Here is a 26,727-nt window from a genome sequence, read left to right on the forward strand (position 1 = left end):
AGTAATGCGTCGACCAACATCATGAGCTTTAATTTGTATGCGCAGTAAGAGCCTATTTTTGGATAAAAGTTCCGGCAACATCGCCGTCCTGCGGTATTGATCAATTATTTGTGCGTCGTCTGTAAGCTTATCCAGGCAGGCAGGAGTCAGCGCTGTTCTTGCTATGATATTAAAATAACACCTATGACCATTCTGCCATTGAAATCATCATGCAAAATATAAAAAAAGTTCTGCTGCCAGCTTTGTTATTCCTGTGTCTTGGCAATAGTCATGCTGCGTCTTGTTCGCTGAAAAACCTGCTGGTAAAACCGGTGACACCAGGAAAGAAAGATGTTTTCCACGGAGAAACTTCCGGCGTGGAGATACGCTTTACCAGTCTTGCCGATGATGCCGAAGTCGATGTTTTTCCAGAGCCGCCATTACTGATTACACAAAAGCAGACCAACAGACAATGCGAGATAAACGGCGGCATCTGGGTCAGGAAAGATGTGTATCTGAGCCAGAACGAGCAAGTGCTGGTGACGCATGAATACAGCGGGTCCAACGATTTCCTCATGTTTTATAAAACGTCAGATTGCAGCAAAATCCAGGAAATCGATATTTCTTATGCGAAGTGGAAAATACATGGCACGACGATCAATGTGCTGCCTGAAACCGATGGGAAAAAACCTGGAAAACCAAAAACCCGTATCTATCAGCTTGATGCCGCCTGCAAGACCAAAACACACTAACTGACTATTCAGAACATATTCACGAAACCAGCACATCTATTTAAAAATCCCCCGTTCAAAATAATGAACAGGGGATTTTTTACTGTCTCACACGCTTACTTTACTATCAAGACAAATGCCTTAACTCGCGCAAGGCTACTGATACCGGTGCCAGATCAGCGCCCTGTGCACTGATCGTGCTGAGCAGGCTGGTCAGGCGTGCTATCGCCGCTGCATGCTGGGTGCGCCAGTTATTGATATCTTCCTGGCGTGACAGCAGACCACGGGTGATCTGGCTGGCGATGGAATACACATCATCCCGCGCACTGCCACGTGCCTGTGTCTGCCACAGCGTATCTGTAGGCAGGCGGTTGATCTGGTTGCGCCAGCCGGTCAGGCCGAGTTCATCATCAATGCCGAAATAGGCACGGGCAACCTGCTCAAGGCCACTGCTGGTGCTTTGTGCCAGATCGACCAGGTCAAGCGCCGGGAAGATGTATTCCAGCGCACTGAGGTTTTGTGCCAGTGTGGCTTCTACCCCGGCCTGTGTCAGCGTCTCGGCTTCTTTTTGCCAGCTGGCATGGGCGTTCGCCGGCAACCAGTCGTCCAGCTGCCAGCGCAGCTCGCGTGCTGCCGGCTGATAACGTTCTATCAGGGTAGGCAGGTCGGTACTTTGCGAGCGTATGCGCAACATCCAGCGGGAAGCACGCTGGGCGATGGCAATCAGCTTGGACAGCAGGTCGAGTTGCAGCTTCGAATCCACTACGTAATCCAGTGCATCGATCTGATCCCATAAAACTTCCAGATCAAAAATTTCGCGTGCCAGCGTAAATGCACGTATCACATCGGCCGCTGTCGCACCGGCTTCTGTGGCGATGAAATTGACGAAAGTGGCACCAGCACGATTGAGCACGGTATTGGTGATGAAGGTGGCGATGATTTCACGTTTCAACGGATGATGGGCAATCGCTTCGGCAAAACGCTCTGACAATATCTGCGGGAAATAGGCTTTCAATGCGCGGCTGAAGAAAGGGTCATCCGGCAAGTTGCTGGCGACCAGTTCATCAAATACCGACATCTTGGCATAGGCCAGCACGACCGCGCCTTCCGGTGCAGTCAGCCCCTGCTTCAATGCCTTGCGATGGAAGATTTCATCATCACTCGGCAGGTATTCTATCGCGCGGTTCAGGCGACCCTGTTTTTCCAGCGACTGCATCAGGCGTTGCTGACCATCAAGCACATATAAAGGCCGGTGTGCAGCAATATCGAGTGCCTGGCTTTGATAATAATTATCTGTCAGCACCAGGTGACCAACTTCGTCCGTCATGGATGCCAGCAAGTCATTTCTTTGTTTCAGTGTCAGGTCACCTGCTTCGACGATGGCACCCAACAGGATCTTGATATTGACTTCATGATCGGAGCAATCAACACCCGCAGAATTATCGATCGCATCGGTATAAATGCGCCCGCCTTTCTGGGCAAATTCTATACGGCCATTTTGCGTACAGCCAAGGTTGCCGCCTTCTGCCAGTACCTTGCAGCGCAATTCATTGCCATTGACGCGGAAGGCATCGCCAGCCTTGTCACCAACCTGTGCGTGGGTTTCGTAAGTCGCCTTGACATAGGTGCCAATGCCGCCGTTGTAAAGCAGGTCAACCGGGGCTTGCAGGATGGCGCGCAATAACTCGACGGGCGCCAGTTCAGCTGTCTCTATACCCAGCACTGCGCGCGCTTCCGGCGTCAATGTGATCGATTTTGCAGAACGCGGATACACCCCGCCACCTGGCGAAATCAGGCTCTTGTCATAATCATCCCAGCTTGAACGTGGCAGGTTAAACAGGCGTTGGCGCTCTGCAAATGAAGCGGCAACATCAGGAGCAGGATCAATGAAGATATGCCTGTGGTCAAATGCCAGTTGCAGCTTGATATGCGGCGACAACAGCATGCCGTTACCGAATACGTCACCCGACATATCGCCGATACCGGCAACAGTAAATTCCGTGTCCTGCGTATTCACACCGAGTGCGCGGAAATGCCGTTTTACAGATTCCCACGCGCCGCGTGCGGTAATGCCCATTTTCTTGTGATCGTAACCGACCGAGCCACCGGAGGCGAAAGCATCACCAAGCCAGAAGCCATAGTCTGCTGAAACACCATTGGCGATGTCAGAGAAAGTGGCCGTACCCTTGTCGGCTGCCACCACCAGGTAAGGGTCATCGACATCATGACGGATGACCTTGGCTGGCGGCACGACGACACCCTTGACGATGTTGTCTGTCAGGTCCAGCAGGCCGGACAGGAAGATCTTGTAGCAGGCGATACCCTCGGCCTGGTAGGCTTCACGCTCGCTGGCAAGCGGGGCATTTTTAAGGACGAAGCCACCTTTGGAGCCGACCGGAACAATAACGGTATTTTTTACTTGCTGTGCTTTTACCAGGCCCAGGATCTCGGTACGGAAATCTTCACGCCTGTCAGACCAGCGCAGACCACCACGGGCGACTTTACCGCCGCGCAAATGCACGCCTTCCACCCTTGGTGAATACACCCAGATTTCAAACAACGGTTTGGGTTCAGGCACACCCGGCACTTCACGCGGGTTGAGCTTGAAGCTCATATACGGTTTGAAAGCGCCGGTTTCCGTGGTTTGCCACAAGTTGGTGCGCAAAGTGGCGACGATGGTGGCGATGAACTGGCGCAATATGCGGTCTTCATCCAGACTGGCGACATTACTCATCTGGGTTTCCAACTGTTCGCGTATATGCTTTTGTGCCAGTTCACGGTCACCAACATAATCAGGCTTGAAGCGGGCACCAAACAATTCAGCAATCAATTGCGTGATGCTGGCATTTTTGTTCAATGCTGCTTCGATATAGTTCTGGCTGTAGGCAAAGCCCAGTTGCTTGAAGTAACGTGAACAGGCGCGCAACACGGCGATGGAACGCGCATCCAGGCTGGTGCTGAGTACCAGACGGTTCAGGTCATCACTTTCAACTTCGCCGCCCCAGGCCTGTGAAAACAGCGCTTCAAAACGCAGTTTGACGGCTGACAGATCAGTGCTGGCCGGCAGTTGCAAACCCAGATCATGTATCCACAAGGTGTCTGCGCCACTTCCTATGTGGTAAGGATGCTCATCCAAGACTCTGGCACCCATGTGTTCGAGCACGGGCAGGGAATCTGACAGCGCCACTTTGCTGGTGTTATAGATCTTGAAGCGTAAATTACCGGGGCCGGCATCCAGCGGACGATACAGCTTCACCATCATCGGCGAACCGGCATTCAGCCCAGCCAGCATGTCGGCATCTTCTGCGCCCACCAGGGCAGAAAAATCTTCGCGGTAGGCTGTAGGGAAGGCATTGGCAAAACGGTTTGCCAGGCTCAGGCCATTGCCTTCGCCGTGTGAACGCAACAGCTCTGCCGTGCAGTCATCTTCCCAGCGCTGAGCGAGTTTGGAGATGCGTGCTTCCAGCGACGCCAGGTTGACGTTTTGCGGCGCATGGTCTTTCGCCCGCACGAGGTAATGAATACGCGCCAGCGGGCTGTCGGTCAACATGGGGGTAAATTCTATCGACTGGCCATTCAGCGCTATCATCAGTTCATTGCTGATCTTGATACGCAATTCTGTGTTGTAGCGGTCACGCGGTACGAAAACCTGGGCCGATGTAAAGCGCCCGAATGGGTCGCGGCGCAAGAATACGCGGGTGCGCTGGCGTTCCTGCAAACGCAGGATACCGATTGCATGATCGGCCAGCGTCGCGGCATCGATCTGGAACAATTCATCACGCGGATAATCGTCCAGTATGGCCTGCAAGGATTTTGCCGCATGGCTTTCGGGCACGACGCCTGAGGTCGCCATGACTTCGACTACGCGCTGACGCACGAGAGGAATATTGCCGACCGGTTCGGAGTAAGCAGTCGATGTGTACAGCCCCAAAAAGCGTGATTCACCGATGACATTGCCGCCATCATCAAAGCGTTTGACGGCGATATAGTCCAGCCAGGCTGGCCTGTGTATGGTGGCGCGTGTCATGGCCTTGGTGACCATGACGACTTCGCTGGAATCCATCAATGCCACCACTTCGGCAGGCAGACGGGTTTCAGAAGTTTTTACGGCGCCACGCAGGATGCCCAGGCCAGATTCTGGCAACGCCACCAGCGTGACACTGTCGCCATCCCGGTGCAAATCATAATCACGCACACCCAGAAAGGTAAAGTGGCGGTCTTCCAGCCATTGCAGGAAAGCGATGGCTTCATCGCGTTTTTCTGGTGCCTGGTTTGATTTTTCACAGGCTGCGCGTACGGCGCGCACACGGGCCAGCATGGGTTGCCAGTCAACGACGGCACCACGCACGTCGGACAGGACACGTTGCAGATCCTCTACCAGCGCCTGTTGCGCAGCCTGATCAACGATGCGGTCACATTCGACCAGGATCAGGGATTCTACCGGGTCAGTGCGCCCCGCAGCCTTGGCGGCAGCGACAGTGCTGACGGAAGTGACATTGCCTTTGGCATCACGTGCTACGCTCAATAGCGGGTGGACTATCCAGTGGGCGGTACGGCCACTGCGGTTGATCGCCATGGTGACGGAATCGACCAGGAAAGGCATGTTGTCATTAACAATCTGCACGACCGTATGGTCGCTGACAAAACCGTCTTCTGCCAGGGTTGGGTTAAACACCCTGATCTTTGGTGTCTGTGGAGTACGCGGCGCATCAAGCAGGCGCCAGTGTGCATTCGCCTGAGCAAACAAAGTCGCCGGACCACGGGTCAGGATTTCGTCGGGATCAGTGTTTTCAAAATACGCGGTGATAAACGGGCCCTGGCGCTCTGCTGCCGGGCCAGTATGGGCTTGCGCATAAGCCAGAAGCTCAGCGAAGTGGGAAGAGGTCATACGTTCTCCTTCGGTGTTGAAGATAACGAGAGTAACGAGAAATAAGAATGCCAGACAAATACTGCGGGACTATTAATCCTGCGCAAATGCACCAAATTGCAGCATACAGCCGCAAGTATCCTCCATTATGCAGATGGAAACAAATTTGATTCTTGGACCTCAGCCAGATTTTGTCGCGATAAATGCAGGCCTGCCCATGTCCGATGAAAATATTCATTTCAAATGACTGCCAGATAACAAAAGATAGCGGCAATAAGACCACTTTCATCGTTCACATCTGTTCGCTGGCGCATTTGGAATCCTGCAACCGGGCAAGACAGGCAATTTGTAACAAAATTCTTTTCCGTCAGAAAATGTCATTTCCCATCCCTGTCAGGGTTGACCGTACATCAGCACCGAAGTAAAAACTTTACAAGAATTTATTTCAATCGTTGAAACGCACGGGCTGCAAAAACCAGCCCAGTATGCTGGCGATCAGCAGGATGGTGGCCAGCCAGACCAGTTTGCGCCAGGGCTGGCCGCCGGTTTTCATGATTTCAAAACTGTCCACAAAGACTGTTTCGCAGGCACCATTACCGGTGTCGGTACGGACAATGCTGGTGCCGCGTTTGAAGGCGAAGCCATGATTATGTGAATATTCAGACAAGCGGCCGCGGAAATGAATCTGGTCACCAACCTGTACCTTGCGCATGATCTTCACCAGTTGCGGTTTGTCTGTCAGCAAATGATTGTTCGATATGGCGGTCTGGTCAAAGGCAGCGAAGGCTTCATTGGAACGGGTGCTGAAATTACAGGTGAACTGGCCGCTGGAAAAATTGATTTCAGTGTACGAGCCATTACGTACATTATTGCCCCACACCACACAGAGATCGGTGATGTTGAGATTATCATTCCATTCGCGATGCAGATAATCCCACCAGGTGTTAGCGTCGTGCTTGCTGACCACCAAACCGACCAGGTCATAATCATAGAGCGGCTGAATTTTATAAGTCACACCACCCGTCGTGGTTTCGAATGCGGGCAGCTTGACTTCGGTCTGCAATGGTTCATTCAACAATACAGGATTTAATTCATTCGGTGACGGCAAGACTTCACTGCGCCACAGTGAAACCAGCAGCAGGCACAGGCTGATGGACAGCAGCCACTTGATAGTACGTCGTATCATGCCTGATCCAATTTAATCCAGCTTGAGCAGGCTGGCATCATGCAGTGAACAGGCCTGCACTTTCGCGCCAAAAAAATCTGCCTGCAATTGAAAGGCGCGCAAAATCCTTTGCTGCCCGGCTTCGTCCTGCGGCAATGCGAATACCACTTTCAGATACTGCGCCGGGGCACTGGCAGCGATCACTGGGGATTGATGGGAAAATGTCTGCGCGAAAGGTGGGATAACTGCCGTCTGTGAGGTGTTTTGTTGCTGCATTGTGGCCAATACCTCGGCCTCAGTCACGACGACACAATCATGCGCGCCCTGGAATTTTTTCTGCCCGCCTGCGGTGATGGCAATGCCACCGGTAATTTCAAATTCTGATGCAGAAATTCTTTCATAATGAAAGGCTTCCCATCCGGCCTGTTGCCGCTTGCCCTGTGCCACGGTCGCCATCGCCGCTGCGGCCAGGCCGCCACCTGTGATCATGCCTACTGGCAACATATCGGCGAGACTGGTGGGAAGGCTGTCTTGCAAAACATCAGTCATGGAAATCATTTCAAAAAAAGAGGGGCCAGGTTGGCATTGTATTCTTGTTCAAGAACATCATGCAAAACTGGCCCCGCAATCAGGTGCTGACAGCAAATTTATTTCTTGTCGCCTGATTCTGTTGTGTCTTTCGCTTCTTCTTTCTTCTCGTCAGCTGGCGGGTCTTTGGGAACCGGCTTGCGCGGCAGCATATCGTTGCGGTTGGCGGCATGGGCGATAAAGCTGGCCATGATCAGGGAAGCCTGGGTCAGGTCGCTTTTTTGCACCTTGTCATACACGTCCATGCTGGAGTGATGGGTACGGCTGAAATAATCCATGTCATCCTGTATGAACTGGAAGCCAGGTACACCAGCACGATCAAAACTCACGTGGTCGGTACTGCCGGTACTGCGCAAGGTGGTGGTGGTCGCACCCAGATCCTGGAATGGGGCCAGCCAGGCATCGAAGATGGGTTTTACGGCAGCATTGTTTTCGGCATAGATACCGCGGATTTTGCCGCCGCCATTATCGAGATTGAAGTAGGCCGAAATCTTGCCCTGCATGGGTTTGATGCTCAGGGGGCCGGTAGGCTTGCGTGCAAAAGTGGGCAGTTCCAGTTCTTTCGGGTCAGTCGGTTCAGGACGTGAGGCCACCCATTTATTGACGTAGGCGCGTGAACCCAGCAAACCTTCCTCTTCACCGCCCCACAAGGCAATGCGTATGGTACGGCGAGGCTTGAAGCCGGACACTTTCAACAGACGTACGGCTTCCATGACCATGGCGACACCGGCGGCGTTATCGGTCGCACCGGTTCCGCCATGCCATGAATCCAGATGCGCACCCAGCATGACGATTTCATCTTTCTTGTCCGTGCCCGGGATTTCTGCGAGCACGTTGATGGCGGCTTCCGGGTCTTCATCATTGAAACTGGCTTTGACATCAATTTCGAGTTCGACGGCTTTTTTCTTTTCTACCAGGCGATACAGACGGTTATAGGTTTCGCTGGCAACCACCAGGTTGGCCGGGCCGGTGGCTTCATCTTTTTTATAGGAGCCGCCCTCCTGAACAAAGATGGTACCGTCTTCGCCACGGGTGACATTCAATGCGGCAATCACTTTTTCTTCTGTGAGGAAAGGACGCAGTTTCTTGCGGAAATTCAGTTGCTTGACATAAGTAGCAATGTCACCGCGACGCGAAGGCGCTGCCTCCAGGTCGATTTTTATCAGCTCATCAAGTTCTTCATGCGAATAGCGATGTGCGTCGGCCTTCATATGCGGCTTGATAGGCAAGGGATCATCCAGCAGGACGATGGTACCGGCCAGTTTGCCCTTCCATTTTGCCAGGTCTTCATCTGCCGCCAATTTGGCAATGACCAGTTTGCCGCGTTGCGGGCCATCTGTCCCTGGTGTCCAGGCTTTCGGGATGGCATACAGGTCTACCTGCGAAGGCGAGAGCATGCGCAAACTCGATTTTTCCAGGGTCCAGCCGCGGCCAAATGGTGCAAAGCTTTCGCTGTGCACGTTTTGCAAACCCCATTCGGTAAATTTGGAACGGGTCCAGTCACCGGCCTTGCGCAGTGCCGGTGAGCCGGTCAGGCGCGGGCCGATCTCATCGGTCAGCACACCAAAAATTTCCTGCGCCTTGGAACGGTTCATGGCTTCATCACGCAAACGGGTGATGAGATCCAGATCGACTTTTTCATCGCTGGCGGCGGTAATGGCTACGGAGGAAGCAGCATAGGCACCAGTGACAGCAAAACTGCCGGCAAGAATGGTGGTCATGGCTGTACCAGATAAAACCTGAAGCATGCGCATTTATTGTCTCCTGTTGGGATGCTGTCTGTCTCTGTCCGGGTGGGTCTTTGATCAGCGCGATGTTTGAAAAATTGCCGGCGTGAATTTTGATTATCATTTTTATACCGGATTGATACGCCCAGCTTGGAGTAGGGAAGTCTGAAATTGTTCCGCAGTTTTGCTGCTTTTAAGAAATTTTCCTTATTTTTAAGCGAAATACCTGAAAAATTGCCTGAAACCTGAATTGGCAGAATGAAAATAAAATATTTTCCCGATGCGGCAGGCATCCAGCCACCCACATAACAGGACGCAACAAGATGCCACGAGATGCATTCAGCAGCGTCTGTCGCGTACTTTGCGGACGCACCCGTTTAGTAAGTAAAAATGATTTTCTGGCAAAGCAGGCACAATCACGAGTAAAATTCACCGTCATTTTTTATTCGCCGTATGTTGCCTTGCTGCATGCGCTTGTGATCCGTGCTGCAAAGTCAGCTCAATATAGAAGGAATTCGTATGTCAATTAAATCCCGTGTCGTTCTGGGTAGCGCAGTTGCCCTGTTTGCACTCAGCGCTTGTAATGAGAAAGATGCCGCCAAAACAGCATCCGCTCCCGCCGCCGCATCTGCCACAGCCAGCAGCCAGGATGTTGCTGCCACTGTCAACGGCACGCCTATCAGCAAAAAACAGCTGGATCAGATCATGCAGCAGCAAGCCTCTCAAGGTATGCCTGACACGCCAGACACACGCAAAATGGTCATCGACAGCCTGGCCATGCAAATCATTGTTGCCCAGCAAGCAGCTAGCAAAGGTCTGGACAAGGCACCAGAAGTGACCGAACAACTGGAAATGAACAAACAGTCGATATTGGCGAATGCTTTCGTCAAGGACTATATCAAGACAGCCACGGTCAGCGATGCAGATTTGAAAGCGGAATACGACAAGCTGAAATCCACCGAATACAAGGCACGTCATATCCTGGTAGAAAAAGAAGACGAAGCCAAAGACATCATTGCCAAGATCAAGAAAGACGTCAAAGCTTTTGACGGCCTGGCAAAATCCAAATCCAAAGATCCCGGTTCCAAAGACAAAGGTGGCGATCTGGGCTGGTTTAACCCTCGTGGCATGGTGCCAGAATTTGGCGCTGCGGTTGCCAAGCTGGAAAAGGGCAAGTTCACTGAAGAACCTGTGAAATCCCAGTTCGGTTATCACGTCATCATCCTCGACGACTCCCGTCCTGCGACTGTATCCGCATTTGAAGATGTCAAAGCCGGCCTGACCCAGCAAGTTCAACAGCAAAACCTGAAAAAAATGCTGGATGACCTGAAAGCCAAGGCGAAAATAGAAATCACACCTGCGCCAGCAGCAGTACCAGCGTCGGCTCCAGGCCTGTCCATCACGCCTGTTCCAACCACGCCAGCACCTGCGGCACCAGCAGCGGCTTCCGCCTCTGCTTCAGCAGACGCAGCGAAGAAGTAATCAGTTCATCAGGATCGCCACCCTCTCTTGGGGCTGGCGATCCTGTTTTGTCTCCTCCGGTTTTTGCGTTCTGCAAAAACTGCATGTTTGTTTCCCATTATCTGCTTACCGGCAACGCTATAGTTTCCTTTGTCATTTCTGCGACAACAGTCGTCGCCTCCATTGCCCATTTTGTAAAATCCTGCGACACTATTGATTGCAAATAAGACAATTTGGAGAGCTTCATGCCCAGCAAGCATATACAGTTCAATGGCAGTGCACTGGCGCTTGACGCCCGCCCGGACAGACTCGATATCCGTGACCGTCTCTACACACCACGCGTCTGCAATCTGCCGCCTTGCTATCCCGATCCCAAAACCATCAAGACTGAAATAAGTAAATACATCAGGGCTGGCATGGTACTGGACCAGGGCTCGGAAGGCGCCTGTACTGGTTTTGGCCTGGCCGCTGTCATCAACTATCTATTCTGGCGGCGTGACCCGGCCAGCCTGCAAACCAGCCCGCGCATGCTGTTCCATCTTGCCAAATTTTATGATGAATGGGCAGGTGAAGACTATAACGGCTCCAGCTGTCGTGGCGCTTTGAAAGGCTGGCATAAACACGGGGTTTGCAGCCGCGCGCTGTGGCCCTATACCGTCAATAGCAAAGGCCATGCACCGGCATTTGAAGCCCCCAAACCCGGCTGGGCGCAGGATGCGGTCACCCGCCCAGTGGGTACCTATTACCGCGTTGACAAAGCGTCTGTCACCGATTTACAGGCAGCGATATTGGAGATTGGTGCGGTCTATGCATCCTGCAAGGCGCATCAGGGCTGGGCACTGGACGCTGATACCGACAGCAAACCCAAAAGCAAAGCGGCTAGTAAAAGCTTTACCAGTTTTGACCAGCTGCCTGTAATTCCATGGTCGTCTGAAACTACCGGCGGTCACGCCTTCGCGCTGATAGGCTATACCGACCAGGGTTTTGTCGTGCAAAACTCCTGGGGCAAGGACTGGGGCTTCCACGGCTTTGCCGTACTCACCTATGCCGACTGGGTGGCCAATGCCAGTGATGCCTGGACTGTGTCACTGGGCGTGCCTGTCAGGCAAACTGCTGTCATTCAAAATCCGGCAGCGGCTCAGGACAAGGCCCAGCCCAGTGCTCTGGCGAATCTATCATCCGGCCCGGCCTTCAAGGCCAATGGCTCATTACTGAGCGCACCTTCGATTACGGCATCAAATAAAACCGGGCCTGACAGTTTGAGTCTGGACCAGTCTTATGGTCTGACGGTAGTCATGGGCAATGATGGTGGCCTGATACAGCGCATTGTTGCTGTTGCAGATGCGGCAGCAACAGTAGACCAGGTAGTTCTGCAATCGCCGCAAGCATGGCTGAAAAAACAGGGTAACAAAAAAGTCTTGAAACTGGCGCTGTATGCGCATGGCGGCCTCAATACTGAAGGCGATTCACTCAAACGTGTTGCTGCCCTGGCACCGTATTTTTTGGCGAACGGCATCTACCCTGTCTTTATTACCTGGAAAACCGGGCTTAATGAAACCCTGATCGATATCCTGAAAAACAAGTTACAGGATTATTTACCAGGCACCGATTTGTCAGGCGACTTCTTCGCGCAACTCAAAAATGCAGCTCTGGATGCCATGGACAGGACAGTAGAGAGCCTGGCCGAATCATTGGGCGGCAAGGGACAATGGGTACAGATGAAGCAAAATGCCTTGCAGGGGGCTGAAGACGGTGACCCGCCACGTGGCTTGTTTGCGATTGCAGAACGCCTGCAGCAACTCAGCAAGGCGCTGGGCAAGGATAAACTGGAAATTCATCTGATTGGCCATTCCGCTGGCTCCATCGTACAAGGCTATTTGTTGAACTTGCTGGCAGCACGTCAGTTACCGGTGCAAACCTGCACACTGTATGCGCCAGCATGTACTGTCGCGTTTGCAGAAACAACTTACCGTAAGGTGATAGAAACGGGCATTCTGGCTGCGCCAAATTTTCATATCCACATGATGTCAAATGCCCGCGAGCTGGATGACAATGTCGCCAAAATTTATAACAAGTCACTGTTATATCTGGTGGCAAGGGCTTTTGAAACCCAGCATAAAACCCCTTTGCTCGGCATGGCAGCCAGCTTTGATGCCGCCTATTTTGCCAGCAACAAAATCTACGATGATCAATGGAACCAAGCCAGCATCGCTACGCTAAAAAGCTGGAATGCTTTTTACTGGGGCAACACATTGCCATCCGGCTTTGCGGAAACGGGTGAGGGCCTGAGCAAAACCCAGGCTGCCAATCTGCATATCATCAATGCCAAAGATGTCAGTTGTGGTACGCGTACCATACCCGTAGCGCACGGTTCATTTGACAATGACGTGGCGGTGGTATCAGCGACACTGGCCAGGATACTGGGGCTGGATACTAGCGATCAACTGACCATGCCCGTTTCCAATCTCGATTATTGAAAACCAGAACGGTCACGGGAAAACACGCCGTGACCGTTTTGAATCATCGTGCCTGCAATATGGAATACTTATTTCACCAGCACCCTGTATTCCCAGGGTTTGAGTTGCATGACCTTGCCAGGCCTGAGTGTTTCTGACGCGCCGGAAAACAGGTTCTTGAACCGTGCAGGAGATGGCGCTGCGCTGAAGCTGACACTTTGTGGCTGGCCGCTGAGATTGAATATGCCTATCACCTGATTGCCTGCCTTGCTGCGTGAAAAAGCATAGACTGCGTTATCGTTCGTCGTTGGCAAACGCATCTGTTCGCCGCCTTCAAGACCGTTCCATAATGCGTGATTGCGCTTTTTCAAATGAAACAAAGTGGTGTAGATGGCCTTGTAGGGATGCGGCTTCCATTGTATCGGGTCGCGCTCAAAAAATTCCAGCCGCCTGGTATTGCCGGCTTCCTGTCCTGCATACAATAAGGGCATGCCTTTCAGGAGGTTCGACAACACCAGGAAACTTTCTACGCCCTCACCCAGCCGCTCAAATTCTGTCCCTTCCCATGAATTCAAATCATGGTTGGAGGTATGCAGCATGCGGTAAGCATTGTCATTGAATTTCTTTTCCGGCCCGGCCATGTAGGCAGCCAGGTCATTGGCGTTTTTCTTGCCATTGGCGATTTCGCCAAACAAGTCTTTGAGTTGCCATGCGTACGTCATGTCAAAGGCTTTTTCATGCAGCTCGGGGGCTTCGCCTTCGGCTAGCATGAAAACTGGTTTCACCTGGTCCAGTGCTGCCCTGGCCTCGTTCCAGAAATCGACAGGCACCATTTCTGCCACATCGCAGCGAAAGCCATCAATGCCGTATTCAGTCAGCCAGAATGTCAATGCATCTATCATGGCCACTCGTAATTGCGGGTTGGCATAATTGAGTTTGATGACATCTTGCCAGTCAGGCACAGGCGGGACAAACTCCCCCTTGTCATTCTTCAGGTAATACTCGGGATGGGATGAGACCCAGGGATGATCCCAGGCCGTGTGATTGGCAACCCAGTCTATGATGACCTTCATGCCTTGTGCATGGGCGGCATCGACAAGATTTTTGAAATCGGCCGGTGTGCCGAATTCGGGATTCACGCCCTTGTAATCACGCACGGCGTAATAACTGCCCAGTGTACCCTTACGGTTTTTTTCACCTATGGGATTGACAGGCATGATCCAGATAATGCCTACACCCATCTTTTTCAGTTCAGGCAAGTATTCCTGAAAACGTTTGAAGCTGCCCTCTGGTGAATACTGGCGGATATTTGCTTCATAAATCGCGGCGTTCTCGCTCCACACCGGGTGTTTTACCGTGCTGGTAGTTTGTGCAAGCACGGGCAGGGATATCAATCCCAGCAGGGCCAGAGCAGCTAGTTTCTTCATGATTTTGTCTCATTATTGATTTATGTAGTTAAGATACATCAATAAAAAGTACGCATCAAGAAAAAGAAAGATGAAAATTCCTAATCGGTTTTTTCAAAAAATCACAATACTCCCTTTAAATTTCTTGAAAACGATATCATGTCAATAAGGGCTGAGATATATAATCAAGAATTTAATGTAGTTAAAATACATTTTCTAATTTATTTTATTCACTACACCTTGCTTGAACCAGTGACAGGCCTGGCACCATAACGCAAGCCATCTACCAGCAAAGCCAGCATGCGCCGCGCATGTTCTGGTCCACCTTCCTGCGTCGTTGTTGATAAATTGGCGACTGCGCGCAGCAAATCATAAGGCGCTATATCTGCGCGCATGTCGCCTGCCGCTGCTGCCGCATCAAGCAAACTACGCAGTGCCGGTTCCAGTCGCTGCTGGAAGTAGGCTGGCAGTATCGCGAATGCCGGGTCACCCGAATGCAGCGCCGCTGCCAGCCCGCGCTTGGCGGCGATGAAATCGACATAACGCAGCATCCATTGCGCGACGGCCTCACCTGGCGCATATTCAGCCGCCAGCATGGGTGCAGCCTCGGCACAGGCATCCACTTCATGACGGAAAACCGCAATAACCAGGTCTGAGCGCTGTGGGAAGCGGCGATACAGGGTGCCGACACCCACGCCTGCCCGCTGGGCAATCTCGCGCACTGGCGCATCTACACCGGAAGTGCCAAACACTTCCAGCGCTGCCTGCAGCAACGCATCTGTACTGCGTTGCGCGTCAGCGCGCACGCGCCTGGGGTTTTGCTCTTCATTCCCGCCGCTTTCACTGCCTGCACTAGCGTTAGGGGCCAGCTTATTTATTTCCACTTTTCACTTCCATTTTTTTATTTCCAATTTTTATTCTTTTCTTGAAATACGGAACATCGTTCCGTATAATTAAACGGAACATTGATCCGATTAATTATACGGAACGATGTTCTATTTTACCTCTCAGCACACTGATTTCGTCGACGATCATCAGAACCCACTTACCTACAGGAATAAACCATATGCAATACCGTACACTAGGAAAAACCGGCATCAAGGTCAGCCCTTATTGCCTGGGCGCAATGATGTTTGGCGCAGTCGGCAATACCGACCACGAGGACTCCATCCGCATCATCCACAAGGCACTTGATGCTGGCATCAACTTTATTGACACGGCAGATTTTTATAGCCGTGGCGAGTCGGAAGAGATTGTCGGCAAGGCACTCAAGGGTCGGCGCGATCATGTCGTGCTGGCAACCAAGGCCAATCTGCCCATGGGTACTGACCCCAACCAGCAAGGCAATTCACGGCGCTGGCTGGTGCGTGCAGTGGAAGATTCCCTGCGCCGCCTGCAGACCGATTACATAGACCTGTTCCAGATACACCGGCCATCACCCGACACCGACATAGAAGAAACCCTGTCGGCCCTGACAGACCTGATGCAGGCAGGGAAAATACGCGCCATAGGATCATCCACCTTCCCAGTGTCTGACATCGTGGAAGCACAATGGGTAGCAGAAAAGCGTGGACTGGCACGCTTCCGTTGCGAGCAACCATCTTATTCCATCCTCAACCGCAGCATAGAAAGGGAAGTGCTGCCGACCTGCGAGAAGTATGGCTTGGGCGTGATGGTATGGAGCCCGCTGTCCATGGGCTTGCTGACCGGCAGATATCGCAAGGGCCAGCAAACCGACAGCGCAAGGGTACGCTTTAATCCGGGCTATATGACGGATGCAGGCAAACTGGACGCCGTTGAGCAATTGATCATCGTGGCGCAGGAAGCAGGATTATCACTGACACACATGGCGATGGCTTTCGCAATTGCCCACCCGGGCGTGACCTCGGCCAACCTGGGGCCGCGCACAATGGCACAACTGGATGATCTGCTGGCGGGTGCCAGCGTTGCGCTGACTGACGAAGTGCTGGACCGGATAGACCAGATCGTTGCACCGGGAACTGATGTTGGCCCCTTGCACGCAGCCTACAACCCGCCAGCAATTACCCAGGTCAGGCTACGCCGCAGGCCAGATGCAGAACGAGCAGTTGCCTAAGCAAACATAAAACGGCCCGTAGAAAAAAATACCCCCGCAAGGGCGGGGGTATTTGAACTATTGCTTCAGATCTGACGAACCGATCCTAGCAGGCCAATCAGGCTTTAGGGCCTTTGCGATGTGGCTTGGCTGCTGCTGGTTTGCCTGCGCCATAACCCTTGGCTTTTTCTGTCACGCGGCGATCGCCGCCTGCTTTCTTGGGGCCGAAAGGTGATGGCTGGCTTGCTGGCAAAGGCTTGCGCACATGGTCTTCACCGACCGGGCTGATCTGGATTTGCTTGCCTGCGACCCAGACGCCTTTCAACTGCTTCAGCAATTCCTTGGGCATGCCATCTGGCAAATCCAGCGTACTGTAATCGTCAAAAATATCGATGCGGCCTATGTGCTTGGCTTCCAGACCGGCTTCATTGGCAATTGCGCCGACGATATTACTGGGGGTAACAGCGTCAGCTTTGCCGACTTCAATACGGTAAGTCAGCATGGGGATGCTGACCTTGCCTTTGCCGTCAGCCTTGTCTTTCTTGGACTTGGCTGGGAGCTCTTCATCAAGAGGTGCACGGGCAGCGCGATCGACTACCTGATTCAGCTTGCTGCCAGGTGCGGCCTCAGCAACACCAGGGGTACGTGGAGCACGTTCGCGAGGCGCTTCTTCACGCGCTGCACGTGGTGCCGGGCGGGATGCTGAAGCATTACCGCCCTGGCCTTTTTCTGCACTGATACGCAGGGCCTGGCCAGCAACACGTACTGAACTCAGGTGTTCCATCATGTCGCCCGGCAGATTGTCTGGCAGATCGAGGATGGTATAGTCATCATAGATATCGATACGACCGATGAACTTGGATTCTATATTGGCTTCATTGGCGATTGCACCAACGATATTGCCGGGCTTGACACCATGATCATGGCCCACCGCGATGCGGAAAGTCTGCATGCCTGGCTCTGGCGTGCGCGGGCTGTGTTCACGGCGTGCGCCACGGTCTTCACGCGGTGCGCGTTCAAAACGGTCACCTCTGTCACCCCGGTCGCGGTCACCACGATCGCCTCTGTCGCCACGTTCAGCACGTGCCGGGCGTTCATCGCGCCAGCTATCGTCAGTCCTGGTTTCTTTACGGTTTTTGTCGAGCAGCAAAGGTTCATCGCCACGCGCCATTTTTGCCAGCGCCGCAGCAATTTCCACCGCCGGGATATTTTGCTCACGTTCAAAATCTTCAATCAGGGACGTGAATTGTTCCAGTCCGCCTAACGCCAGGGTTGCTGAAATCTGATCCTTGAAGCGGGCGATACGGACATCATTGACCGTCTGTATGGTCGGCAATTCCAGTGGTGACACTGGCTGACGTGTCGCCCGTTCTATCGCTTTCAACAAATTCTTTTCGCGTGGTGTGATGAACAGGATGGCTTCACCACTGCGACCGGCACGGCCAGTACGGCCTATGCGATGGGTGTAGCTTTCTGGATCATACGGTACGTCATAGTTGATGACGTGGCTGATACGCTCTACGTCCAGGCCGCGGGCAGCGACATCGGTAGCTACCAGGATATCGATCTTGCCGTCTTTCAATTGCTGGATAGTGCGTTCACGCTGTTGCTGGTTGATGTCGCCATTGATGGCGGCAACCGAGAAGCCTCTTGCATCAAGTCTGGCGGCAAGTTCTTCGGTACCCAGTTTGGTACGGGCGAAAATGATCATGCCGTCAAAAGTCTCGGCTTCCAGTATGCGTGTCAGGGCATCGAGCTTGTGCATGCCGCTGACCAGCCAGTAACGCTGGCGGATATTGTCGGCAGTGCCGGTCTTGGCAGCAACCGTGACTTCTGCCGGTTTGTTCAGGTAAGTCTGGGCGATGCGCTTGATGGCCGAAGGCATGGTGGCCGAGAACAAGGCGGTCTGGCGGCCTTCTGGTGTTTCTTGCAAAATGCGTTCTACGTCATCGATAAAGCCCATGCGCAGCATTTCGTCGGCTTCATCCAGCACCAGAGTTTTCAGGGCAGATAAATCCAGCGTGCCCTTGTCCAGATGGTCAATCACGCGACCTGGCGTGCCCACCACGACATGCACACCACGGCGCAAGGCCGACAATTGTGGGCCATAGCTTTGGCCGCCGTAGATAGGCAAGACATGGAAGCCAGGGATATGGCGCGCATAAGTCTGGAAGGCTTCAGCAACCTGTATCGCCAGTTCCCGAGTTGGCGCCAGCACCAGGGCTTGCGGCGTGGTCTGGCGTATATCAATGCGCGACAGGATAGGCAGCGCAAAAGCCGCGGTTTTGCCGGTGCCGGTCTGGGCCTGACCCAGTACGTCACGGTTGGACAACAAAATGGGGATGGTCGCCGCTTGTATCGGTGACGGTGTTTCATAGCCGACATCTTGCAAGGCGCGCATCAAAGGCGCACTCAGAAGAAGATCAGCAAAAGAAATCGGAGGATTGGTTTCAGACATGGCGCGATGCTCACTCGTTCGCTCATGTCGCAGGATGCGACAGGATAATAGACATAGTTTACTCTTCTAGCCTGAACTAAGGGAAAATTCCTGTCAGGCAGGAAATTGCTTTGCATCCTGTCAATTGCAAAAACATTTACTTTTTATATGATTTACAGGCGTGCACATGCCAAAGCCACTTTTGTGCAAGCGCCGTAAACTATAGTCAGGATTCAGCTTAACGACCCGGCCTTGAGATAATCAACCAGCCACCTGCCGGCGATACCTGGCGGTGCAGATGCCAGATGCACAGCTGACATCGTCAGCATGAAGCCGGTGCGTGGCATGTCATCGACATCCAGCATTACCAAGGTGCCCGCGGCGATGTCTTGCTCTATCATATGTAGCGGCATACTGCCCCAGCCAAGACTATCCTTGAGAAATGCATATTTGGTGGAAAGGTCAGCCAGTCGCCAGGTTGACGGTGACAAAACACCATAGTCACGACCAGCCATCAGCGCTGACCGGTCAGTCAACACCAGTTGCACGTGTTTCGCCAGCTCGCGCCTGGGTATCCGGTCAACAAAACTCGCCAGGGGATGTTCAGGTGCAGCGACCATCACCAGCGGAATTTCACCGAGGCGTTCGTTGCTCAGTGAGGGAAATGTCAGTGGCAAGGTCGCCAGTATGCCCAGGCTGCAGCGTTCGTCCAGCACAGGCTGGTAGCCTGCCCCTAGCCCTTCTACAAAAATCCGCAAGGGGATGAGCGGGAACCTGCTTGCAAATGCCTTCGCCGCGACTGCAATCACGGCGGTTGGAAAGAATACGTCAACTACAACAGCTAGTTCAGCCTCATGGCCTGCTGCCATCTGCTTTGCCCTGGCCTTGAGCATATCAACCCCGGAAACAATATTGCGGGCGTCAGCCAGTAACAGCACGCCTTCGGGGGTGAGCTTCGGGAAACGACCTGTGCGGTCAAACAGCACCACGCCTATCTGCGCCTCCAGACTGCTGACCCAGCCGCTGACCGCAGATTGCACGCGATTGAGCTTTCTTGCTGCGGCCGAAAAGCTACCTTCATCGACGGCCGCGATGAAGGTTCTGAGTTGATCAAGTGAAACGCCATCCAGCATAAACAGCCCTTCTATCTCGAAAACAGATGGATTACATCTCAATATACCGTCTTTTCATACCTTATTGAAAGGCCCATCATTGAATACATCTCAACACACAGATAAAAGGTATTCAAATGCAACTTCTTCATCTCGACTCCAGCATCCTTGGCACGGCATCGGTCAGTCGCCAGCTTTCTTCGGAAATCGTCGCACGCTTGCAAGCCCTGCACCCAGGCATACAACTTAGTTACCGCGATCTTGCGACCGACCCGGCGCTGCATCTGTCAGGCGCCCATTTGGCCGCTTTCCAGGGCGTAGTCAGTGATAATGAAAGCATCAACGCAGATCTAATCAAAGGAAATGCCTATATGGATGAACTGATGGCCGCTGACATTCTGGTCATCGGTGTCCCCATGTACAACCTGAGTATTCCCACATCGCTCAAGGCATGGATAGATCGTATCGCGTTAGCAGGCAAGACTTTCCGATATACCGAACATGGCCCTGAAGGCCTGCTAAAAAACAAACAGGCTTACCTCGCGTCCTCCCGGGGCAGCGTGTATGCAGCAGGCAGTCCGGCAGCAATGCTGGAGCACCAGGAAAGCTATCTGACTGGCTTGCTGGCTTTTCTCGGTATTACTGATGTGAAAGTCATCCGTGCAGAAGGCATGGCATTTGGCCCCGAGGCCAAGACAGCCGCACTGGCACATGCACGCGAAGACATCGCTGCCATCATGGCTTGAATCTCATCTTTTCTTCCCAACTTCAACTTACTCATTTTTATTTTCATCTTATCAGGACATCATCATGAATTACTCCATCATAGGTTCAGGCAATGTCGGCACAGCCCTGGCTCGCCAGTTTGCCAACGCAGGCATAGCCGTGGGTATCACAAATTCGCGTGGGCCTGACAGCCTTGCTGCACTGGTCAAGGAATTGGGCGAAAAAATAATTCCGCAAACCTTGTCAGAGGCATTAAAAGCCGACATCGTCATTTTGGCCCTGCCTTTTCGAGCCCATGTCGCCATTGCCAGTGCGACATCCGACTGGAGCGGAAAAATTATCGTCGACGCGATGAACGCCTATGGCCTGGCCCCCGAAGAACTGAACGGCCAGGCTTCGAGTGACATCGTCGCGGCGGCTTTCCCGGGTGCGAAAGTGGTCAAGACGCTCAATCAGTTGCCAGCAAAATTGCTGGCGATGAATCCCGTTGAAAAAGGCGGGCGTCGCGTCATGTTTTTAGCAAGCAACGATGCTGAGGCCGCAGCGACAGTTGCAGAACTGGTGGAGAAACTTGGTTTTGCAACAATCTCACTTGGAAAACTTAATGCGGGCGGTGCCCTGCTGGGCATGCGTGGACCACTGATATTGCAAAACCTCATCAAGCTGACTTGACTACTTAAATCTGCAAATGCGTATCGGGGACGAAACCTGAATCAGATATTGGTCAAGTCCCACGACACGATGCTCGTGGGAAAAATATTTATTCTTTGTTATTATTGCATTCACTGTCATTATTACAAATATAATTTACGTCTTTAAATTTTCTATGAAAAAATACTTGGGGTTGGTTCTTGCCAGCATGATGATTAGTACTTCCACATTGGCGCAAACAGACAAGAATGCCGTATCGAATGCCATCCATACGATGGTGAAAAATTCCCAGGAAAATATTCAGATCCAGATCAAATTCGAGACGACAGATGAAGAAGCCTTCAAGGCATTTTCCTGGTCATTGAGCAAACAGGGCTTGAATTATCTTGTCAGCAAATCCGAAGTGCGTGACAGCAAGGGCACCATATCAGTCAAATGGGCGCTGGAATTGCAGAAGCCGATCCCAGCCACAGACGAGAATGCCGAGGCAACCGGCAAATTGGTCAACAGCTTGCAGGAATCTGCCGCTGACAAAAAGGGCAGTTTTAGCTGGACCATCTCGGCCACATCAAAATCCATCAAACGATAAGCAAACGATATTCAGGCAATAAAAGGTACCGCTCCTGATAGCGAGATTTCTATTTCATCTCAAGAAATCAATCAGGGCACGCAAGGCTGCCGTCTGATGACGGCGGCTCGGATAATATAAAAAGAAATGTTCGGCTGGTGGATACCAGTCCTCCAAAATGATTTGCAAACGCCCCTGCGCCACCATTTCATTGGCATAGCTGCCGTAGGTATAACAGATTCCGGCGGCATCTGCGGCTGCCTCTACGACCATGCTCATGTCATCACAGACCAGTGCGCCATTGGTCGCCACTTCCAGTTTCTCCTGGCCACGCTGGAATTCCCAGCGATACCGCGTACCACTGGGAAAACGTATTTGCAGGCACTGATGGCGCAGCAGGTCATGCGGTGTCTGTGGTTCACCATGGGCTTCCAGATATGCCGGGGCGGCACAGACAACGAAGCCAAACGCCGGGCCAACGGGCACCGCGACCATGTCTTGTTGCAGGCTCTCGCCAAAGCGCAGTCCGGCATCAAACCCTTGTTCGACGATATCAATAAGGGCATCACTGCTGACGATTTCCAGTTCCACTTCCGGGTAGGCTGCATGCCAGGCTGCCATGCGGGGTGCCAGCAATAACTGGGCGGCGGGGCGTGGCACGTTCAGCCGCAGACGCCCTACCGGCTTGTCCCTGAGTTCATTCAGGCTTTCCAGCGCACTGGCTATATCCAGCAGCGCCGGTTGCAGGCTTTGCAGCAGACGTTCACCTGCCAGGCTCAGGCTGACGCTGCGCGTAGTACGTTGCAACAAACGCATGCCGAGCTTTTGTTCCAGCCTGGTGACGGTATGGCTGAGAGCAGAAGCCGTCACCTGCAATTCCTGGGCTGCCTGGCGAAAACTGCGGCACTGCGCAACACGGACAAAAGCAGTTAAATCATTTAGATCTGGCGACATGGGTCAACATTCGTGAACATATTGCTGATCATTATAGGGAAACTGCCTGTGGCAGGGCAGACTGAATCTTGTTTATCCACATAGATCAGGATTCCCAATTCAGGTTTTAGTGCAGGGGCAGGTAAAACACTATCAAAAAGTCTTGCCCGCTGTTTTATACCTGTGGCCAGCAAGAATGCCCCGTCTGCTCCTGTCATCAGCGCCAGTCCGGCACCAGTTGCACAGGCTGAGACAGTAACTGCTGAAATAATCAATGCTGTACCTGCTGCTGCCCCTGCCCTGACCAGGCAAGAGCAACCTGTCGGCAAGCAGCTCGAACCGGCCAGACCAATGACTGCGTGAAATTTAAATTGATGGCAGACCGGATTTCAGCTTTTTGACCGTCACCCTGCTGGCCGGGCAATGCTGAAGGTAGAAGCCAGTGCCATGGCGATGATGGACACCAATCTGGTCATGAAAACCAAAATGAAAGGTGACATCTCACACATGCTGCCTAGCGAAATCGGTATTGCCCCGGCCACCCCGGACGACCTGATCCACCGCTACCAGCGTGGTGGCCCCCTGTATTTGAAAGCGGAGCATTTGTTGCCAGCAGCCCTGACATCAAGATACAAACCCGTAGTGTGGATGCCTTTGCTGGCTGGGCAAGCAAATACAGACCCATTAAGGATTAATTTTTAAGCAACGCACCCGCAAAGACAGTTGGCCTTTGTGGGTTATTAATTGGTGAAATTCAATCATCAATATCATGAACAATACAAGGATTGTTTCACCAATTCAGTTTGACCATACTGCGGACTCCCTCTTTCACAAGGAAATGTCATGTCCGCATCTTCACATCCTGCTATTGATTTCACAGATCAGGTCGTCCTCGTTACAGGTGGCAACTCCGGTATTGGCCTGGCGACAGCAAAAGCATTCATCGCCCGTGGCGCCAGACGTGTCTATATCACTGGCCGTTCTGCCGCCAAACTCGAACAGGCGCGTGCTGAACTGGGTGACAAGGCCGTCGCCGTGCTTGCGGATGTCGCCAGCCAGGATGACCTGAATGCCCTGCGTAAAACCATAGAAGCACGTGACGACCAGCTGGATGTCCTGTTCGCCAATGCCGGTATCGCCGTGTATAACCAGTTTGGCAACACCACAACTGCCGATTTTGATGCCACTTTCGATACCAATGTCAAAGGCTTGTTCTTCACCGTACAAACCATGCTGCCCTTGCTGCGCAATGCGTCGAGCATCGTCCTCAATGCCTCTGTCGCAGCCAACAAGGGCATGGCCAACCTGAGCCTGTACAACGCCTCAAAAGCAGCGGTACGTTCATTTGCACGTACCTGGGCGAATGACCTGAAAGACCGCAAGATACGTGTCAACACCATCAGCCCCGGCGTGACGCAAACGCCTATCCTAAACAAGGGTCTGGGTATGAGCCAGGACGACGTGGGTAATATGTCGACTTATCTGGGCCAGGTATCACCAGCAGGCCGTATGGGACAGGCTGAAGAAATTGCGGCAGCAGTATTATTTCTGGCATCGCATTCCGCCAGTTACGTGAATGGTGTCGAACTCTGTGTCGATGGCGGTTTTACCCAGGTGTAAGGCAATTCACCAGATTGCCGGTGGCATCAGGGCTGGCAGCGTCAGCATGAAAATACGATTTCATTTACAGTGCATGATCGGCTCCCGGCCCAGTTCATCACACCACGAAAGAAACACCCTCATGATCACCTGCTATTTGCGCTATGTCATCGATCCCGCGAAACTGAAGGAAGTTGAACACTATGCGAAACTGTGGATACCGCTGGTAGAAAAATTTGGTGGCCAGCATCACGGCTATTTTTTGCCATCAGAAGGTGCCAACAATATTGCGCTGGCATTGTTCAGCTTTCCCAGTCTGGCCACCTATGAACAATACCGCCTGAAGATGGTGGATGATCCAGCATGTCAGGCAGCCTTTCAATTTGCGGAAGAAAGCAAATGCATATTGAGTTATGAACGAAGCTTTTTCAGACCCGTTTTTGACTGAATCGGTATATTGAATCCGGGCAGCTATTTTTTCTCTACATCCAGAAAACGCCAGTCACCGCGAATGATGGGATGGGTCTTATAACCCTTGACCCAGGGCTGTATGAGCCAGTTACGTACACGCCATAATTCCAGGCTGTGTACGGTATCGGCTTCCATCAGTCTTTCCATGGTGTTGAACAGTTGTTGACGTTCTGGACCATCGGCGAGCAGACGGGCTTTTTCAAAGGCCGCATCGAAGGCCTTCGATTTATAGCAGCCGTTATTACCGCGATAGGCATTATTGCTGTAATAGGCTTCCATGAAATCAATACCATCGGGGATGTCGGCGGTATAACCCATGCCAAACATCATCAGCTTGCATTGATATGCGGATTTCAGATTGTCAGCAAAACCAGCCACCGGGAATTCAGCACGGATGCCTACCTTGTCGAGCGAACGCTTCCATACCTCCATGCGTGCATAGTCTTTGGTTTTCGGCGCAGAATGTATGCGCAGCTTCAGGGGTGAGCCATCAGGCATGCTGCGAAAGCCGTCAGCACCGCGCTTGTAGCCGAATTTATCAAGCAGCTTGTTAGCCAGCCTGGGGTCATAGGCATTGCTGTTGCGGTAAGCAGTATCATGTCCGACCACATCCGGCGGCACCATGGATTGCGCCTTGATGGCCTGGCCAAACCAGACCTGGTCAATTTCTTCCTGGTGATTAAAAGAAAGTGCAATGGCTCTTCGCAGCGCAATTTTTTCCTTGCTATAGCCACCAACGGTCGCATCTTCAAAATTGAAGTAAGTACGCGTGACGCCGGGATCAACAACGCGATACAACTGCAAGCCCCTGGCCCGAAATTCTGGCTTCAGCTTGCCATTGTCGAGTAGCTTGACCGAGGCTGCCGGCACCAGCAATTCAAAATCCAGCTGGCCTGAATCAAAAGCAAGCCAGCGTGATTGTTCTTCTTCAATGATGGCAATCTCGACCCGTCCGACCTGCGGCATCTGCTTGCCCTGCATGTCCTTGATAATCTGTTTGTCCCAGTCGCTGCCTGTACCTTTGAAATCCCAGACAAAGCCGCGATATTCGGGATTGGCTTCCAGGATGATTTTGCTGCGTGGCACATACTGTTTGAGCATGTAGGCGCCGGTACCCACGGGATGCTGGTTGACCGCTTCGCCGTAATGCTCAACCACTTCACGTGCAACTGCCCCACCCAGAGGCTTCGCGAGATAATAGATAAGGCTGGGATCAAGCACCTTCAGGCGCAGGATCAGGGTGTAGCGATCTGGCGTTTCCAGTCCGGCGATTGCTTTGTCGTAATCAAATTTTCCGGATTTTTTTGCCGCCTCGGCCAGCTCATCGAGCCCCACCACTTTGCCCTCAAACACCCGCGCCTGCACGGAACGGTTATTGGGGTCCAGCATGCGCTTGAAGGTATAGGCATAGTCAGCGGCGACCAGTTCGCGGCGCACGCCCTTGAAAACCGGATCAGGAGCGAAATAAATACCTTTCTTCAGGTGAAAAATCATGGTCTTGCCGCCATCGGTGATTTCTGGCAAGGCTACTATCGTGTTGGGAACCAGTCTGGCAGGACGCGCCAGATAATCATAGCTGACCAGACCTTCGAAAATGGCATCGGTGACCCAGTTGGAGTAAGCGCTGTTGGTACGCATGGCGTCAAAGCCATCATCTGCCGCTTCGAAAGACAGGTGCAGAACCTTGCCGGGGTCAGCCGCCGCTCCCGCCGTTGCAGGCAGGCTCAGCGCGCAGACCAATGCTGTCAACATGGCAGTCAGGGTAGATTTCATTGT

The 26,727-nt window shown here is 52.6% G+C and carries 21 protein-coding genes; 11 read left to right on the forward strand and 10 right to left on the reverse strand.

Annotation, left to right across the window (positions count from 1 at the left end; all coding sequences use genetic code 11):
- The first annotated feature begins 209 nt into the window (after positions 1-209).
- Complete coding sequence (locus ACO0LH_RS06395; RefSeq protein WP_422940190.1) at positions 210-731, forward strand: hypothetical protein; 522 nt, start codon at positions 210-212, stop codon at positions 729-731.
- A gap of 106 nt (positions 732-837) precedes the next feature.
- Here ACO0LH_RS06395 and ACO0LH_RS06400 read toward each other — a convergent pair whose 3' ends face one another.
- The 4 genes from ACO0LH_RS06400 to ACO0LH_RS06415 form a co-directional block, all read right to left on the reverse strand.
- The gene (locus ACO0LH_RS06400) at positions 838-5,598 is read right to left on the reverse strand and encodes an NAD-glutamate dehydrogenase (RefSeq protein WP_422940191.1); all 4,761 of its coding nucleotides are present in this window, start codon (positions 5,596-5,598) and stop codon (positions 838-840) included.
- A 424-nt stretch (positions 5,599-6,022) separates the two neighbouring features.
- Positions 6,023-6,763, reverse strand: coding sequence for a hypothetical protein (locus ACO0LH_RS06405; RefSeq protein ID WP_422940192.1), 741 nt, complete (start codon positions 6,761-6,763; stop codon positions 6,023-6,025).
- 12 nt (positions 6,764-6,775) lie between these two features.
- Positions 6,776-7,291, reverse strand: a complete 516-nt coding sequence (locus ACO0LH_RS06410) for a hypothetical protein (RefSeq protein WP_422940193.1) — start codon at positions 7,289-7,291, stop codon at positions 6,776-6,778.
- A gap of 98 nt (positions 7,292-7,389) precedes the next feature.
- Positions 7,390-9,084 carry a M20/M25/M40 family metallo-hydrolase gene (locus ACO0LH_RS06415; protein ID WP_422940194.1) on the reverse strand — a complete coding sequence of 565 codons (1,695 nt, stop codon included), beginning with the start codon at positions 9,082-9,084 and terminating at the stop codon, positions 7,390-7,392.
- Between the two features lie 492 nt (positions 9,085-9,576).
- On the opposite strand from ACO0LH_RS06415, the gene ACO0LH_RS06420 reads away from it, so the two are divergent.
- On the forward strand, positions 9,577-10,539 hold the full coding sequence (locus ACO0LH_RS06420) for a peptidylprolyl isomerase (protein WP_422940195.1): 963 nt from the start codon (positions 9,577-9,579) through the stop codon (positions 10,537-10,539).
- A gap of 224 nt (positions 10,540-10,763) precedes the next feature.
- Positions 10,764-12,995: a C1 family peptidase gene (locus tag ACO0LH_RS06425; RefSeq protein ID WP_422940196.1), complete on the forward strand. Its 2,232-nt coding sequence runs from the start codon at positions 10,764-10,766 to the stop codon at positions 12,993-12,995.
- A 68-nt stretch (positions 12,996-13,063) separates the two neighbouring features.
- On the opposite strand, the gene ACO0LH_RS06430 is transcribed toward ACO0LH_RS06425, so the two are convergent.
- Positions 13,064-14,401 carry an alpha-amylase family glycosyl hydrolase gene (locus tag ACO0LH_RS06430; protein ID WP_422940197.1) on the reverse strand — a complete coding sequence of 446 codons (1,338 nt, stop codon included), beginning with the start codon at positions 14,399-14,401 and terminating at the stop codon, positions 13,064-13,066.
- 212 nt (positions 14,402-14,613) lie between these two features.
- Positions 14,614-15,264 carry a TetR/AcrR family transcriptional regulator gene (locus ACO0LH_RS06435; RefSeq protein ID WP_422940198.1) on the reverse strand — a complete coding sequence of 217 codons (651 nt, stop codon included), beginning with the start codon at positions 15,262-15,264 and terminating at the stop codon, positions 14,614-14,616.
- A gap of 182 nt (positions 15,265-15,446) precedes the next feature.
- Here ACO0LH_RS06435 and ACO0LH_RS06440 point away from each other — a divergent pair, with 182 nt between their 5' ends.
- Positions 15,447-16,475, forward strand: coding sequence for an aldo/keto reductase (locus ACO0LH_RS06440; protein ID WP_422940199.1), 1,029 nt, complete (start codon positions 15,447-15,449; stop codon positions 16,473-16,475).
- Between the two features lie 97 nt (positions 16,476-16,572).
- Here the strand turns inward: ACO0LH_RS06440 and ACO0LH_RS06445 are convergent, their stop codons facing one another.
- Both ACO0LH_RS06445 and ACO0LH_RS06450 read right to left on the reverse strand, forming a co-directional pair.
- The gene (locus tag ACO0LH_RS06445; protein ID WP_422940200.1) at positions 16,573-18,912 is read right to left on the reverse strand and encodes a DEAD/DEAH box helicase; all 2,340 of its coding nucleotides are present in this window, start codon (positions 18,910-18,912) and stop codon (positions 16,573-16,575) included.
- Positions 18,913-19,124: 212 nt separating this feature from the next.
- Positions 19,125-20,024 carry a LysR family transcriptional regulator gene (locus ACO0LH_RS06450; RefSeq protein WP_422940201.1) on the reverse strand — a complete coding sequence of 300 codons (900 nt, stop codon included), beginning with the start codon at positions 20,022-20,024 and terminating at the stop codon, positions 19,125-19,127.
- Between the two features lie 116 nt (positions 20,025-20,140).
- On the opposite strand from ACO0LH_RS06450, the gene ACO0LH_RS06455 reads away from it, so the two are divergent.
- The 3 genes from ACO0LH_RS06455 (at position 20,141) to ACO0LH_RS06465 (ending at position 21,969) form a co-directional block, all read left to right on the forward strand.
- A complete protein-coding gene (locus tag ACO0LH_RS06455) occupies positions 20,141-20,749 on the forward strand; it encodes an FMN-dependent NADH-azoreductase (RefSeq protein ID WP_422940202.1) in 609 nt (202 codons plus the stop codon).
- Positions 20,750-20,813: 64 nt separating this feature from the next.
- A complete protein-coding gene (locus ACO0LH_RS06460; RefSeq protein WP_422940203.1) occupies positions 20,814-21,401 on the forward strand; it encodes an NADPH-dependent F420 reductase in 588 nt (195 codons plus the stop codon).
- Between the two features lie 190 nt (positions 21,402-21,591).
- The gene (locus ACO0LH_RS06465) at positions 21,592-21,969 is read left to right on the forward strand and encodes a hypothetical protein (protein ID WP_422940204.1); all 378 of its coding nucleotides are present in this window, start codon (positions 21,592-21,594) and stop codon (positions 21,967-21,969) included.
- 54 nt (positions 21,970-22,023) lie between these two features.
- Here the strand turns inward: ACO0LH_RS06465 and ACO0LH_RS06470 are convergent, their stop codons facing one another.
- Positions 22,024-22,902 (reverse strand): LysR family transcriptional regulator, encoded by an 879-nt coding sequence (locus ACO0LH_RS06470; RefSeq protein WP_422940205.1) that lies wholly within the window; start codon positions 22,900-22,902, stop codon positions 22,024-22,026.
- A 162-nt stretch (positions 22,903-23,064) separates the two neighbouring features.
- Between ACO0LH_RS06470 and ACO0LH_RS06475 the strand changes: the two genes are divergently transcribed.
- The 4 genes from ACO0LH_RS06475 (at position 23,065) to ACO0LH_RS06490 (ending at position 24,928) form a co-directional block, all read left to right on the forward strand.
- Positions 23,065-23,244, forward strand: a complete 180-nt coding sequence (locus tag ACO0LH_RS06475) for a hypothetical protein (RefSeq protein WP_422940206.1) — start codon at positions 23,065-23,067, stop codon at positions 23,242-23,244.
- A gap of 60 nt (positions 23,245-23,304) precedes the next feature.
- Positions 23,305-23,583: a hypothetical protein gene (locus ACO0LH_RS06480; RefSeq protein ID WP_422940207.1), complete on the forward strand. Its 279-nt coding sequence runs from the start codon at positions 23,305-23,307 to the stop codon at positions 23,581-23,583.
- Positions 23,584-23,724: 141 nt separating this feature from the next.
- Positions 23,725-24,501: an SDR family oxidoreductase gene (locus ACO0LH_RS06485; RefSeq protein WP_422940208.1), complete on the forward strand. Its 777-nt coding sequence runs from the start codon at positions 23,725-23,727 to the stop codon at positions 24,499-24,501.
- Positions 24,502-24,622: 121 nt separating this feature from the next.
- Positions 24,623-24,928, forward strand: a complete 306-nt coding sequence (locus ACO0LH_RS06490; RefSeq protein ID WP_422940209.1) for an NIPSNAP family protein — start codon at positions 24,623-24,625, stop codon at positions 24,926-24,928.
- Between the two features lie 23 nt (positions 24,929-24,951).
- Here ACO0LH_RS06490 and ACO0LH_RS06495 read toward each other — a convergent pair whose 3' ends face one another.
- Complete coding sequence (locus tag ACO0LH_RS06495) at positions 24,952-26,724, reverse strand: ABC transporter substrate-binding protein (protein WP_422940210.1); 1,773 nt, start codon at positions 26,722-26,724, stop codon at positions 24,952-24,954.
- Positions 26,725-26,727: the final 3 nt, after the last annotated feature.

It is taken from the genome of Undibacterium sp. TJN19 (assembly GCF_049339485.1).
Lineage (GTDB): Bacteria > Pseudomonadota > Gammaproteobacteria > Burkholderiales > Burkholderiaceae_D > Undibacterium.

Bases quoted from the DNA above. Each gene is read 5' to 3' on its own strand.
- ACO0LH_RS06460 (WP_422940203.1), top strand. From the start codon at position 20,814: ATGAATTACTCCATCATAGGTTCAGGCAATGTCGGCACAGCCCTGGCT.
- ACO0LH_RS06430 (WP_422940197.1), bottom strand. From the start codon at position 14,401: ATGAAGAAACTAGCTGCTCTGGCCCTGCTGGGATTGATATCCCTGCCC.
- ACO0LH_RS06495 (WP_422940210.1), bottom strand. From the start codon at position 26,724: ATGAAATCTACCCTGACTGCCATGTTGACAGCATTGGTCTGCGCGCTG.
- ACO0LH_RS06465 (WP_422940204.1), top strand. From the start codon at position 21,592: ATGATTAGTACTTCCACATTGGCGCAAACAGACAAGAATGCCGTATCG.
- ACO0LH_RS06470 (WP_422940205.1), bottom strand. From the start codon at position 22,902: ATGTCGCCAGATCTAAATGATTTAACTGCTTTTGTCCGTGTTGCGCAG.
- ACO0LH_RS06480 (WP_422940207.1), top strand. From the start codon at position 23,305: ATGCTGAAGGTAGAAGCCAGTGCCATGGCGATGATGGACACCAATCTG.
- ACO0LH_RS06405 (WP_422940192.1), bottom strand. From the start codon at position 6,763: ATGATACGACGTACTATCAAGTGGCTGCTGTCCATCAGCCTGTGCCTG.
- ACO0LH_RS06420 (WP_422940195.1), top strand. From the start codon at position 9,577: ATGTCAATTAAATCCCGTGTCGTTCTGGGTAGCGCAGTTGCCCTGTTT.
- ACO0LH_RS06400 (WP_422940191.1), bottom strand. From the start codon at position 5,598: ATGACCTCTTCCCACTTCGCTGAGCTTCTGGCTTATGCGCAAGCCCAT.
- ACO0LH_RS06455 (WP_422940202.1), top strand. From the start codon at position 20,141: ATGCAACTTCTTCATCTCGACTCCAGCATCCTTGGCACGGCATCGGTC.
- ACO0LH_RS06445 (WP_422940200.1), bottom strand. From the start codon at position 18,912: ATGTCTGAAACCAATCCTCCGATTTCTTTTGCTGATCTTCTTCTGAGT.
- ACO0LH_RS06425 (WP_422940196.1), top strand. From the start codon at position 10,764: ATGCCCAGCAAGCATATACAGTTCAATGGCAGTGCACTGGCGCTTGAC.
- ACO0LH_RS06450 (WP_422940201.1), bottom strand. From the start codon at position 20,024: ATGCTGGATGGCGTTTCACTTGATCAACTCAGAACCTTCATCGCGGCC.
- ACO0LH_RS06395 (WP_422940190.1), top strand. From the start codon at position 210: ATGCAAAATATAAAAAAAGTTCTGCTGCCAGCTTTGTTATTCCTGTGT.
- ACO0LH_RS06410 (WP_422940193.1), bottom strand. From the start codon at position 7,291: ATGACTGATGTTTTGCAAGACAGCCTTCCCACCAGTCTCGCCGATATG.
- ACO0LH_RS06440 (WP_422940199.1), top strand. From the start codon at position 15,447: ATGCAATACCGTACACTAGGAAAAACCGGCATCAAGGTCAGCCCTTAT.
- ACO0LH_RS06490 (WP_422940209.1), top strand. From the start codon at position 24,623: ATGATCACCTGCTATTTGCGCTATGTCATCGATCCCGCGAAACTGAAG.
- ACO0LH_RS06485 (WP_422940208.1), top strand. From the start codon at position 23,725: ATGTCCGCATCTTCACATCCTGCTATTGATTTCACAGATCAGGTCGTC.
- ACO0LH_RS06415 (WP_422940194.1), bottom strand. From the start codon at position 9,084: ATGCGCATGCTTCAGGTTTTATCTGGTACAGCCATGACCACCATTCTT.